Source organism: Boseongicola sp. (assembly GCF_057460485.1).
Genome location: NZ_JBVCWP010000096.1, coordinates 1 through 13041, shown reverse-complemented (window position 1 = coordinate 13041; position 13041 = coordinate 1). Strand labels below are relative to the sequence as shown.

Annotated in this window: 9 protein-coding genes; 4 read left to right on the top strand and 5 right to left on the bottom strand. The window is 56.3% G+C overall.

Annotation, left to right across the window (positions count from 1 at the left end; all coding sequences use genetic code 11):
* Positions 1-135: 135 nt before the first annotated feature.
* From AC221Y_RS12295 to AC221Y_RS12280, 4 genes are read right to left on the bottom strand one after another with little or no spacing between them, the layout of a single operon-like run.
* The gene (locus AC221Y_RS12295) at positions 136-1668 is read right to left on the bottom strand and encodes an ABC transporter ATP-binding protein (RefSeq protein WP_299754430.1); all 1533 of its coding nucleotides are present in this window, start codon (positions 1666-1668) and stop codon (positions 136-138) included.
* On the bottom strand, positions 1665-2600 hold the full coding sequence (gene xdhC / locus AC221Y_RS12290) for a xanthine dehydrogenase accessory protein XdhC (RefSeq protein WP_486707416.1): 936 nt from the start codon (positions 2598-2600) through the stop codon (positions 1665-1667). Before xdhC ends, AC221Y_RS12295 begins: the two co-directional genes overlap by 4 nt.
* A complete protein-coding gene (gene xdhB, locus AC221Y_RS12285) occupies positions 2597-4939 on the bottom strand; it encodes a xanthine dehydrogenase molybdopterin binding subunit (RefSeq protein ID WP_299754426.1) in 2343 nt (780 codons plus the stop codon). The genes xdhC and xdhB overlap by 4 nt, the downstream gene beginning before the upstream one ends.
* Positions 4936-6291 carry a xanthine dehydrogenase small subunit gene (locus tag AC221Y_RS12280; RefSeq protein WP_486707415.1) on the bottom strand — a complete coding sequence of 452 codons (1356 nt, stop codon included), beginning with the start codon at positions 6289-6291 and terminating at the stop codon, positions 4936-4938. Before AC221Y_RS12280 ends, xdhB begins: the two co-directional genes overlap by 4 nt.
* Positions 6292-6515: 224 nt before the next feature.
* Between AC221Y_RS12280 and yghX the strand changes: the two genes are divergently transcribed.
* The 4 genes from yghX to AC221Y_RS12260 all read left to right on the top strand — a co-directional run bounded on the left by yghX (position 6516) and on the right by AC221Y_RS12260 (position 12489).
* Positions 6516-7403 (top strand): YghX family hydrolase, encoded by an 888-nt coding sequence (gene yghX / locus AC221Y_RS12275; protein WP_299754422.1) that lies wholly within the window; start codon positions 6516-6518, stop codon positions 7401-7403.
* Between the two features lie 104 nt (positions 7404-7507).
* The gene (dnaE, locus tag AC221Y_RS12270) at positions 7508-11020 is read left to right on the top strand and encodes a DNA polymerase III subunit alpha (protein WP_486707414.1); all 3513 of its coding nucleotides are present in this window, start codon (positions 7508-7510) and stop codon (positions 11018-11020) included.
* A 624-nt stretch (positions 11021-11644) separates the two neighbouring features.
* On the top strand, positions 11645-12016 hold the full coding sequence (locus AC221Y_RS12265; RefSeq protein ID WP_299754419.1) for a hypothetical protein: 372 nt from the start codon (positions 11645-11647) through the stop codon (positions 12014-12016).
* An 11-nt stretch (positions 12017-12027) separates the two neighbouring features.
* Positions 12028-12489, top strand: coding sequence for a hypothetical protein (locus tag AC221Y_RS12260; protein WP_299754417.1), 462 nt, complete (start codon positions 12028-12030; stop codon positions 12487-12489).
* Positions 12490-12782: 293 nt separating this feature from the next.
* Here AC221Y_RS12260 and AC221Y_RS12255 read toward each other — a convergent pair.
* Positions 12783-13041 (bottom strand): hypothetical protein (locus AC221Y_RS12255; protein ID WP_486707413.1); only part of this gene is annotated, 259 nt, incomplete at its 5' end.

The following is a 13041-nucleotide window of genomic DNA, read 5'->3' as shown; positions in this document are numbered from 1 at the left end:
GGATCGCCACAACGGGGTCTTTCCCAAGGAAGGCAAACAGGATGCCACCTGCGATCATTGTGGCGATGACCGCGATGGGTGGCGTCAGGTAGGCCCACTTCCTGGAGGGCGTCGGGCGTTTTTCCAGACGAACCATCATGCGCCCTCCGCTTCGTGGATATGGGCAACTTCCATGCCGTGTGCGCCGCCCATCATCAAACCAATTTCTTCGATTGTAAGGCCCTGGGCAGGCCGTGGCTCGCTGAGGCGACCTTCGTTGAGGGCGGCAAACCGGTTCGAGATTTCCATAAGCTCATCGAGATCCTGACTGATGCAAACGACAGCAGCGCCACCTGCCGCCAGATCAAGTATCGCCTGCCGGATCGAAGCCGCAGCACTTGCGTCAACGCCCCAGGTCGGCTGGTTCACCACAAGGATATCCGGATCTTGTAGAATTTCACGTCCGATAACGAATTTTTGCAGATTTCCGCCCGAAAGCGCGCGCGCGGCATTTGCAGATGATGGCGTGCGAACATCGTAGTCAGCGATGACTTTCTCGGCAAAACTGCGGGCTTTGGACCAATCGATGAAGCCGTTTTTCACCATACCCATGCGCACCCAACCCGACAGGGCCGCGTTTTCCACAAGGCTCATGTCAGGAGCGGCGGCGTGACCAAGGCGTTCTTCCGGGGCGGCCAGCACGCCCAATTCGCGGCGCTGGTTCGGGCCGAGGTGGCCGATGGCCTGGCCCTTTAACTGGACAGCGTCTGAGGTGGTTAATAGCTCGCCCGAAAGCGCGCCAAGAAGTTCATCCTGGCCGTTGCCCGCCACCCCGCCAATTCCAAGGACTTCGCCTTCGCGGACATCGAACGAAACATCTTTCAAGGATGTTCCGAAAGGGTTCGGCGATTTCACAGACAGATTTTTCAGCGTCAGCAGCACGTCTCCAAGCGCGTGTCGGGTAGAGGTTGGCGTTTTCAGTTCCGTGCCGACCATCATCTCGGCCAACTCGCGCGCGGACTTGTCGCGGGGATCGCACGACCCAACAACTTTACCCAACCGCAGAATGGTCGCTCCATCGCAAAGAGAGCGGATCTCCTCGAGTTTGTGACTAATATAGAGGATTGAGGTGCCTTCTGCCTGCAGCTTGCGCAGCGTCTCGAACAGAATATCGACCTCTTGCGGAGTGAGGACAGACGTCGGCTCGTCCATGATCAAAAGCTTAGGGTCCTGTAAAAGACAGCGAATGATCTCAACCCTTTGGCGTTCACCCGCGGAGAGATCACCCACCAATCGCGTCGGATCAAGCGGCAGGCCGTAGGTCTCGGAGACCTCGCGGATGCTGGCAGCCAGCTCCCGCATTGGCGGCGGGTTTTCCATACCAAGCGCGACGTTTTCCGCCACATCAAGTGCTTCGAACAACGAAAAGTGCTGAAACACCATCGCGACGCCAGTGGAACGGGCCTCGTGTGGGCTGCCTGGTGTATAGCTGTCGCCGTTGAAAGTCATCTGGCCCTCGTCGGGCTTAACCAGGCCGTAAACCATCTTAACCAGGGTCGACTTTCCTGCGCCGTTTTCGCCCAAAAGCGCGTGAACCTCGCCTTTTCCAACCGTGAAAGAGACGTCATCGTTTGCGACAACACCTGGATAGGCCTTGCGTAGACCCTGAACGGACAAAAGAGCCGTCACGCGCGCTTACCGATCATCTGTATCCCCTTTTCCCCTGTATTCAGGATGTTCGTCGCCACCCCAAGTGCAATCGCTTGCGGGTGTTTGCCCAAGGCAGGATCCCCGATGGGGCAATCCATGCGGTCAATTTGGGCGGTTGAGTGCCCCAAAACCCGCAATCTAGACTGGAACCGCGCGCGTTTGGTGGCCGATCCGATAAGCCCAAGACGCCCAAAGGCCCCTCCAAGAATGCGGTGGCACAGTTCAAGATCAAGCGCATGGCTGTAGGTCAAAACAAGGTGCTCTGCATGGGACGGGGCAAGCGAGGCAAGATCGGTCGGATTTTCGGCAATCAGAGTCTTTACCCCGTGCGGGATATCAGCTGGGAACCGGTCGTGGGCGCTGTCGATCCAGACCAAACCAAGGTCAGGCAAGGGGCCCAAAACCGAAACGATCGCGCGCCCGACATGGCCCGCGCCCCAAACCCAGATAGCGCGGTTCGGGCGGGTCAGCGGCTCGACCATCCACCCGGATACGACGCCCGCACGCGGCGCGATGCCTTTGGCCCGATGGTCTGCCAAAATACGCTGCACAGAGAGCGGCATTTCGGTTGTTGTGCCGGGCAATGGTCGCGCAATCATGTCACTAATAAGAGCATTCAGCCGGTTTTCGTCCCAGATTTCGGTCAAGACAGAGACCGCGCCACCGCAGCATTGGCCCAGCGATGGGCCAAGTGGCTTTCGGTCCATTCGATCAGTGCCGGCGGCCAGCGCCTCGCGCGCCGTCTTTATGGCCTCGAATTCCAAAGCGCCGCCGCCGATGGTGCCTTCGACGGTGTTCGCTGTCACAAGCATAGACGCCCCCACCTCGCGGGGAACAGAGCCTTGCGTTGAGGCGACGACCACGCGGGCGACCGGTGCAAGGCGGCGGATATCGCCTGGCGAGAATGTCATGAGCGCACCCTCTCGACCGCTTCAATGATGTGCTCGGCCGTTGCGGGGGCCTCAAGATCGGGGTAGGTTTCGCCACAGGCAGCAACCGCGTCTGAAAGTGCCAGAAAAGCCGAAATACCAAGCATCAGCGGCGGCTCGCCCACCGCTTTCGAGCGATAGATCGTCTCCTCACGGTTTTCGCCCTCCCAAAGCCCAACATTGAATATGTCCGGACGATCCGAGCACGCGGGGATCTTATAAGTCGACGGCGCGTGCGTGCGCAGCCGGCCCTTGTTATCCCAGATAAGTTCCTCGGTGGTGAGCCAGCCCGCACCCTGTACATAGCCGCCTTCTACTTGCCCGATGTCCAGAGCGGGGTTCAAAGACGCGCCGGCATCATGCAGGATATCGGCCCGCAAAATCCGGTTTTCCCCCGTAAGAGTGTCTATAACGACTTCGGTCATGGCAGCCCCATAAGCGAAATAGAAGAACGGGCGACCTTCGCCTTTGATGCGGTCCCACACGATTTTTGGGGTCTTATAGAATCCGGTGGCCGATAGGCTGACGCGGTTCATGTAGGCATCGCTGATGACGTCCTCAAAGGGCAGACTTTCACTGCAGACATGCACCATGCCATTCTCAAACCGCACGTTAGCGACATCCGTTTGGGCACGTTGCGCCACGAATTCAGCCAAACGGTCCCGAATCTTATCGCAGGCGACCTTTACCGCCATTCCGTTCAGATCTGAGCCGGACGACGCGGCGGTGGCCGAGGTATTTGGCACTTTTCCAGTATCTGTCGCAGTGATTTTGACCCTTGAAACATCAACGCCAAATCGCGCTGCCGCGACCTGAGCGACTTTCTGGAACAAACCCTGCCCCATCTCGGTGCCGCCATGGTTCAAGTGGATCGAGCCGTCCTGATAGACGTGCACCAATGCCCCGGCTTGATTGAGATGCGTCAGGGTAAAACTGATCCCGAACTTGACCGGGCTGAAAGCGATCCCCTTTTTAAGGGTCGGGTTCTTCGCATTCCATTCGGAAATCGCGGCTTTTCGCCCTTTATAGTCACTGGTTTCGATAAGCTGCGCGGTCAACTCGTGCAGAATGAAGTCTTCGACCGGCATGTGATAGGGCGTCGTCTGCACGGCGAGGTCTTCGGCGTTGGGAGAATGCTCTCCGCCAATGCGTTTGCCGGTTCCGGCGCCCGTGGGCGCGGCGGCGCGGTAGTAGTTCAGGCGACGCACGTCGATCGGGTCTCGGCCCACGGCATGGGCGACATGGTCAAGAACACGCTCGATCCCCAGCATACCTTGTGGTCCACCAAACCCGCGAAACGCGGTGCCCGATTGGGTGTTTGTCTTCAGCCGGTGCGATTCAATGCGCATATTCGGGATATGATAGGCATTGTCTGCATGAAGCATGGCGCGGTCAGCAACCGGCAACGACAAATCCATCGACCAGCCGCAGCGGCAGAGTTGAAGGAAATCGATGCCCGAAATACGCCCCTCGGCGTCGTGGCCTACCCGGTAGTCAATGCGGAAATCGTGGCGTTTACCGGTGATCATCATATCGTCGTCGCGGTCGTAGCGCATCGTGCAGGGCCGCCCCGTCAACGCAGCGGCGACTGCGCAAGAAACGGCTAAGTGGTTGCCTTGGCTTTCTTTTCCACCAAAACCTCCGCCCATCCGACGTATTTCACAACGCACGGCATTCATGGGTTTGCCCAGCGCTTCGGCTACTTTGTGCTGGATTTCTGTCGGGTGCTGGGTCGACGAATAGACCACCATATCACCGCCCTCCTGCGGCAAAGCGGCGGCGGCCTGACCCTCGAGATAGAAGTGTTCCTGCGCGCCGATGTCGATTGAGCCCTCTAAGGATTGCACGGCAGAGGCGATTGCGTTTTCCGCGTCGCCTTTTTCGTAAATGCGAGGTCCATCCTCAAAATGCGACTTGGCGTCGATTGCCTCGTCTATGGTGAGGATCGGCGGAAGGGCTTCGATCTCGATTTTGCCCAGCCTCGCAGCCTTTCGGGCGGCAAGATGGCTGGTCGCGATCACAAGGAAAATAGGTTGTCCGACAAAGTGGACCGTATCGACCGCCAGAAGAGGTTCCGGGCTTGGAGAAGGGGAGACGTCGTTGTGGAAGGGCAGATCGTCCGCCGTGAGGACCGCGACCACACCGGAAGCCGCGCGGACAGCCGCAAGATCGACCGAAGACATGCGGCCATGCGCGATGTGCGAAACGCCAAACGCCAGGTGCAATGCGCCCTTTGGCAAGGGGATGTCATCGACGTAACGCGCCTGCCCTGTCACATGAAGTGCGGCGGCATCGTGCGGGAGGGATTTTGCGACACTCATGGCGAAACCTCCAGAACTGAGACGGTTTGGCCAGAAAGTTCATGGAGATATCTGAGCAAAAGGTTTTGCGCGGTCCTGAGGCGATATTCCGCACTCGCGCGCATGTCGCTTAATGGTGAGAAATCGTCACTAAAGATGGGCAAAACAGCGCGAACAGTGTCTTCTGACAGCGATTGACCGAGAAGAGCTGCTTCGACATTGGCGGCACGCTTTGGAACCCCTGCCATGCCTCCGAATGCGATCCGGGCCGCTGTGATCACGTCGTTCTCAATAGTGAGATTGAAGCAACCGCAGACAGCGGAAATGTCCTGATCAAAGCGCTTGGACAACTTGTAGCACCGCAGATTGGGCGCGGCACTAGGGATCGTTACGGCTTCGACAAACTCCCCTGGCGTGCGGTCCTGCTTGCCGTACTCAATGAAGAAGTCCTCGATGCGAATGGAGCGTTGCGCGCTGCCTTTGCGTAAATGAAGCGTCGCATCCAGGGCGATGAGGGCCGGTGGATTGTCTCCGATGGGCGAGCCGTTTGCGATGTTGCCGCCGATCGTCGCGGCCTGACGGACTTGTTCGGATCCGTAGCGGCGTACCATTTCGGCATAAGAAGGATGATGTTCGCGCAATATCGGCATGAGATCGGCCATCGTGACCCCGGCGCCTATCCGAATAGTTGTATCTTCGACTTCGATCTTTTGAAGATCGCGGCAACGGTTCAGGAAAGCGATATCGCCAAGGTCGCGAAGCTGTTTGGTTATCCAGAGACCGACGTCAGTGGCGCCAGCGATCAATGTGCCATCGGGGTGCGCTTCGTACCAGTCGGCCAGCGCATCCGTGGTTTCCGGCGCGAAGCCAAGCGGGGCGGCGTCAACGGGTGTGTCGCGCATCCAGGTCGGAACCGGCGCATCTGCGGACGCTTCGGCTGCGCGCACAATTGGGGCGTATCCAGTGCAACGACAAAGGTTTCCCGCGAGCACATCGTCGTGGTCCGTGCGACCCTGAAGATGCCCCACGGCCATCGAGACGACAAAACCCGGCGTGCAAAACCCGCATTGACTGCCGTGCTTTTCAATCATGGCCTGCTGGACCGGATGCAGGGTGCCGTCGGAACCCGCGATTCCTTCAACGGTGCGCACCGCTTTGCCGTGCAGTTGCGGAACGAACAGAATACAGGCGTTGAGGGCGCGCGCACCGTCGTCTCCGGTGACCATGACAGTGCAGGCACCACAATCGCCCTCGTTGCAACCTTCTTTCGTTCCGGTCAGCCCGCGTTCCTCGCGCAGCCAATCCAGAAGCGAAGTGGTCGGCGGAACATCCACCTCAACCGTTTCCCCGTTCAGAGAAAACTTAATCGTCATTTGAAATCCAGCCGCCTTACCCAAAGATCAAAAGGTATTTGCGCGCCGTCGATGCGGCGTAGAGAGCACGCGCTTTTAGTCTTATGCCCATTGAGACCGCCGCAGCGCATATTTTGCAAGCAAAAGCTGCACTGGCACATTATTCTAGTTGGACGTTGGCCCGATTAGTTTATCTTTTGGATGGGTGGATATCCTGCCGCCCGTGTCCACCATGGAGATTTTCAATGAACCGTATGACTGCGAAGGACTTCGATCAGGAACTTTTAGACCTCTATGACTTTTACGCCCACGGCAAGATAACCAAGCGCCAATTTTTAGACCGCGCCGGTACATACGCGATTGGCGGACTGACGGCGACGGCGTTGCTTGGAATGCTGAGCCCAGATTATGCGCTGGCCGAGCAGGTTTCGTTCAATGACCCCGAGATTGTGCCAGAGTATATTACCTACCCATCGCCAGGCGGCACGGGCGATGTGCGCGGCTATTTGGTGAAACCGGCGGATGCGCCCGCGAAACTGCCTGCGGTACTCGTTATCCACGAGAACCGTGGACTGAACCCTTATATCGAGGACGTGGCACGTCGGGTAGCGAAGGCAGGCTTCCTGGCACTGGCACCGGATGGTCTGACGTCGGTTGGCGGGTATCCGGGCAATGATGCCGAAGGACGGGACCTGCAGCGGACGGTCGACGGGACGCAGTTGATGAACGACTTCTTCAACGGCTTCGAACACCTGCTGAACCGAGATGATTCCACCGGCAAGGTCGGTGCGGTCGGGTTTTGTTATGGTGGCGGCGTTTGCAACGCGCTGGCGGTGGCCTTCCCTGAGATGGGAGCATCGGCGCCTTATTACGGGCGGCAGGCGTCCGTTGAGGACGTGCCTAAAATTCAGGCGCCGCTTTTGCTGCACTACGGGGAATTGGACGAGCGCATCAATGCAGGCTGGCCAGATTATGAGGCCGCGCTGAAGGCAAACAGCAAGAACTACGAGGCACATATCTATCCAAACGCCAACCACGGGTTTCACAACGATTCGACTCCGCGTTACGACGAAGCGATGGCGGGGTTATCCTGGGATCGCACCATCGGCTGGTTCACTCAGCACCTGACCTGAGCCACACGTTTGCAAAGACGCCTCGTCCAGTCGGCGAGGCGTTTTTTGGCACAAGTGGTCACTTCGATCTTTCGCTGGGCGTCACGGATTCTTAAGGTGGCTCCATGAGCACCCAACCCCGATTCATTCATCTTCGCCTCCATACAGAATACTCGCTTCTTGAAGGAGCGATGCGTCTGAAAAAGCTGCCCGGGCTTTGCGACAAGGCCGGAATGCCCGCTGTGGCAGTGACTGATACGAACAACATGTTCGCGGCGTTGGAGTTTTCTGTGTCGGCACTTGGCGCGGGCATCCAGCCGATTGTCGGATGTCAGGTTGATCTGGCCTACGTGACCCCTGCCACGGGGGAAAAGCCTGTGCGCCCAGCGCCGATTGTTTTGCTAGCGCAAACGCGGGCCGGATATGAGTGTCTTATGAAGCTAAATTCGGCTTTGTATCTGCGTGAAGCGGATTGGCCACATGTGACGCTGGACGATTTGGCCGAGTATTCCGAAGGGTTAATTTGTCTGACTGGCGGGCCGGACGGGCCTGTCGGGCGTTTGCTGCGCGCAGGGCAACAGCCGAAAGCCGAGGCTTTGATGACCCGGTTGGCCGCAACGTTTGGCGACAGGCTATATGTGGAGTTACAGCGACACCCGACGGAAACCGGGCAAGCACCGGAAGCCGAGAAGCTGACCGAAGCGCCTCAGATCGCGATGGCCTATGCAATGAATTTGCCGATTGTCGCGACCAATGACGTCTATTTCTTAGATCAGAAGATGTACGCGGCGCATGACGCGCTGATCTGTATTGCCGACGGCGCATATGTTGATCAGCAAGCCCCCCGCCGTCGCCTGACGCCGCAACACTATTTCAAGACACCCGCCGAGATGGCGACGTTGTTCGCCGACCTGCCTGAGGCATTGGAGAACACCGTTGAGATTGCGAGGCGCTGTGGTTTTGCCGTCGAGAAACACGATCCGATCCTGCCGAAATTCGCCGATAATGAAATTGAAGAACTCCGTCGCCAGTCGTTTGCCGGGTTGAAAGATCGTCTTGCAGTGATCGAGGCAGTGGCGCCGGTTGAAGAGTATGAAAAGCGGCTGGAGTTTGAGCTTGGGATCATCGAGGGGATGGGCTTCCCCGGTTATTTTCTGATCGTTGCCGATTTCATCAAATGGGCGAAAGATCAACACATTCCGGTGGGTCCGGGCCGGGGGTCGGGTGCGGGTTCATTGGTCGCCTATGCGCTAACGATCACCGACCTTGATCCCTTACGGTATTCGCTGCTGTTTGAGCGGTTTCTGAACCCCGAGCGTGTCTCGATGCCGGATTTTGACATCGACTTCTGTATGGAACGCCGCGAAGAGGTGATCCGTTATGTGCAGGAGAAATATGGCCGCGACAAGGTAGGGCAGATCATCACCTTTGGTGCGCTTTTGTCGAAGGCCGCTGTGCGCGACGTGGGCCGCGTATTGCAGATGCCTTACGGGCAGGTTGATCGGCTGTCCAAGCTGATCCCGGTTGAAGGTGTGAAGCCAGTTTCGATTGAGAAGGCCTTGGCCGACGAGCCGCGTCTGCGCGAAGAGGCGAAGGCCGAGGAGATCGTCGCGCGGCTGTTGGATTATGGCCAGCAGGTTGAAGGGCTATTGCGAAATGCCTCGACCCACGCGGCAGGCGTAGTGATTGGCGACCGGCCCTTGGATCAACTGGTGCCGCTTTACCGCGATCCACGGTCCGAAATGCCGGCAACACAGTTCAATATGAAGTGGGTCGAGCAGGCCGGTTTGGTCAAGTTTGACTTTCTCGGGCTGAAGACGCTGACGGTCATTCAAAACGCGATTGATCAAATTCTTGCCAGTGGCCGAACACTGGATGTCGCGGCGGATGGCACGAGACTTTATGAGCCGGACTCCGGGACCGAGAACGATATTGGCATGATCCCGCTGGATGATGAAAAGAGCTACGAGCTTTACGCCAAGGCGCGCACGGTTGCGGTTTTTCAGGTGGAAAGCTCGGGGATGATGGATGCGCTTCGGCGCATGCGGCCCACCTGTATCGAGGACATCGTGGCGCTTGTAGCGCTCTATCGCCCCGGACCGATGGAGAACATCCCGCAGTATTGCGACGTGAAGAACGCCCGCGCCGAACGCGAGCGGCTGCATCCGTCGATTGATCACATTCTGGACGAGACCCAAGGCATCATCGTTTATCAGGAACAGGTGATGCAGATCGCGCAGGAGATGGCGGGATATACGCTCGGAGGCGCGGACTTGTTGCGGCGCGCCATGGGCAAGAAAATTCAGGAAGCAATGGACGCTGAGCGTCCAAAATTCCTTGAGGGGTCAGCCAAAAATGGCGTCGATAAAAAGAAGGCGATGGAGGTCTGGAACCTTCTCGATAAGTTCGCCAACTACGGCTTCAACAAATCCCACGCTGCCGCCTATGCGGTCGTCAGTTATCAAACAGCTTGGCTGAAGGCGAACCATCCTGTCGAATTCATGGCGGGTGTGATGAATTGCGATCTGCATCTGACCGAAAAGCTTGATGTTTACGCCAACGAGGTGCGGCGCGGGCTTAAGATTGAGATCATCCCGCCCTGTGTGAACCGCAGCCAGGCGACGTTTACGGTGGGCGAACAGAAGCTGGTCTACGCGCTTGGGGCGCTGAAGAACGTTGGCGTCGAGGCGATGCGGTTGATCGTCGGCGCACGCGGCGACAAGCCGTTTGTAAATGTCTTCGACCTTGCACGGCGTGTGGAATTAAAACGGGTGGGCAAGCGGCCTTTGGAGATGCTTGCGCGCGCCGGCGCTTTTGATCAGCTGGACCCGAACCGGCGGCGGATATTCCAGTCTTTGGACCCCTTGGCGGCCTATTCGGCGGCTGTTCATGAGCAACGTGCCAGCGCTCAGGTATCACTGTTTGGGGAAGCTGGCGATGACCTACCCGAGCCGCGCCTGTCGCCCGTCGACGACTGGTTGCCGAACGAGCGGTTGGTCGAGGAGCAGACTGCAATCGGGTTTTATTTGTCTGGGCACCCCCTGGATGACTATGCGCCGGCGCTGAGGCGCAAAGGATTGATAACCCTTGCCGACTTGCAAGCGAAGGCCGAGGCCGAAGGTGCCGCCATCGCGCGGGTTGGGGTGGTTATTTCGGCCTTGCAAGAACGAAAATCCGGGCGCGGCACACGTTTTTTCCGGATGAACATCTCAGACCCGACCGGGCAGGTATCGGGCATGGCCTTGTTCCCCGATGACTTCGAGACGATGCGCAAAGTCTTCGAGCAGACCACGCAGGTCGTGATGACCCTTGAGGCGCGCTTTAACGAGGGTCAGTTCGACCCAATTGCCCGGTCTGCGGCCCCAATTGACGGAATTGTGGACGCCGCCACGGCCGGTCTGAACGTGATGATCGACGACGAAGTTGCCGTGCCCATGGTGCAATCGGTTCTGGAGCGGTTCAAGGACGATAAATCGATCCGATCCCGGGGCGAGATTATCCTGACGGCGCTTTCTGTGCCGTTGCCGGGCGCGCCGCAGGATGTCTCGGTGTCGATCGGGGATGGCTGGCCGGTTTCGGCTCAGATCAAGGGCGCACTGAAGTCGTTGCCGGGCGTCGTTCTGATCGAGGACATCTGATCTGTAAAAATTTCGTTTGATGCGGGCTGTTTGACACAACACGCGTAGTGGCGCGATCTGTCCCAGGTACTCACAAAGAAAACCCCGCGATCTGATGATCACGGGGTCAGTATGCTTGCTTCGGGATGAAGCCTTCCTTGGGGGAATGAGCCTATGCTAGCACCGCAGGCATTCGTTCGCCTTGAGTTAGATCAAAGTTATCATCGCGGCGTACGGGCTAGACATTCAAGTATCAACTTCAAGGAAATATCGTATGGAATTGAATCTGGCACACGATGCCCTGTCCGCCAGTGCAATCGGTCTCGGTATCTACCTACTCGGACATCCACTCATATTGAAAGGGCAGTCAAAGTTAGTGCGAGGGGTCGTAATCTGGGCGGCACTCGTATTAACTCTACGGGCTCTCAGTTATGCCTTTTTGCCCTAACCCTATGGCTTGAAAAAGATTATGATTGACACGACCAGCAATAGATCCCAGTTAAATCATTGTTTTGTCAAATATATTTAAATTACACAACTTGATCCAAAGCGATAGTCTCACTTCATTGTTCTTGCTGCATGGTCATTGCTTCACTAACTGTAACGCAAGGAAGAAGGCTATCCAATTTAATGTGGAGGAACGACATGGCTAAACAGGAACAAGAACGTGACTGGTCAGAGATTATATCTGAGGTTCGCACCAAGGCAAAATCTGAGATTGATGAACTTGTGGAAGAGATGAAGCCAAGGGTTCAGCAACTTGTAAAGAAGGTCAGAGATGCCAACTTTCACGACGAAGCTGAAGAACTGCTAACTAAGCTACGTCAAATGGCCAATGAGTTCTCACACAATGAGGATGGCCCTTCTAAATCAAAGACTAAGAACCAAAGTGCAAAACGTCAGGAAACAGTGAGCTATCTAGACGATGATGGTAAGCCTTGGAAGCGTGCTAAGAATGGTTGGACGGACGCACAGAAGAAGAAATACAAAGCCAACTTGAAAAACCATACCATGTAAAGGAAACCTCCTTGTCTGTGTACCATATGGGGGCTGATGCAAAAAAGGGTCTCTTGGTTACTCTATCCTTTAAGGAAATAGCTGTAACGCTAAGAAAGCCAACGAGGAGAAATGACATGGCAGTCGACCGAAAGCATCTAGAAAAGAACTGGGCAGAAGCACTCAAAATCTTGGAGAGCATGAAGGAAGAAGAGCTGATTGTCCTTATCGAAGAAGCTCAGTTGGTCCGAGCTCGTAAGGAAGCTGAGAGAGTAAAAAACGCTAGAAGCATTCTGAAAGAGAAGGCCAAAGAGCTTGGCGTATCGATTGAGGAGTTGTTCGGCGGATCTAAGTCCAAGAGTACAGGCATAAAGCGTTCAAATAGGGTTGCCTACTTGGACGATGATGGCAAACCATGGAAGCGAGCTAAGGCTGGTTGGACCGAAGCACAGAAGAAGAAGTACAAAACCAATTTGAGGGACCACACTTTGTAGTTCGAAGCCTATTTTGGGTTAGTGGGATGAAACCCAACGAGGGAGTTATCGCAACTCACCCTTCGATATTGCCCAAGAGGACCTGGGCGCGACGCTTGCTCCAGCCGTAAAGACCATTCCCTTTATCGTCCCCGGCATTTATCGACAGATCAGGGTCGTCACGCGGAACTAGACCCAGAACTCATAGGTCCCGCAAGGTCGAAGGTCTGACGTCTGAACTTCCAATCATTAGCCGTTTAATCAACGCGTAGCCACGCGTTGAGTCAATTACTCAATCACACTTTAAAGGTCGGTCAAAAATCTGTATCGACGCCTGCCGTTGTATCATGGATAACAAAACTGCCGACGGGCAGTAGGAATTTGATATTCATGTATTTTTTATAATGTTTTGGCGCCCAAGAGATGCACCAAAGTCCATGTTCCCGCTTGCCTGAAAAGGTCTGATGTCGCCTTTGTCCGGAGGCTGTGTGAAAACTGGACATTTCCGGATTTGCACAGGAAGGAGTTCTCAAAAAGCATTGAGGGATCGGCTTTCTTGGGAAAGTATTTTCC

Coding starts and splice junctions, on each gene's coding strand:
- xdhC (WP_486707416.1), bottom strand. CDS start 2,600: ATGACATTCTCGCCAGGCGATATCCGCCGCCTTGCACCGGTCGCCCGC.
- xdhB (WP_299754426.1), bottom strand. CDS start 4,939: ATGAGTGTCGCAAAATCCCTCCCGCACGATGCCGCCGCACTTCATGTG.
- AC221Y_RS12280 (WP_486707415.1), bottom strand. CDS start 6,291: ATGACGATTAAGTTTTCTCTGAACGGGGAAACGGTTGAGGTGGATGTT.
- yghX (WP_299754422.1), top strand. CDS start 6,516: ATGAACCGTATGACTGCGAAGGACTTCGATCAGGAACTTTTAGACCTC.
- dnaE (WP_486707414.1), top strand. CDS start 7,508: ATGAGCACCCAACCCCGATTCATTCATCTTCGCCTCCATACAGAATAC.
- AC221Y_RS12265 (WP_299754419.1), top strand. CDS start 11,645: ATGGCTAAACAGGAACAAGAACGTGACTGGTCAGAGATTATATCTGAG.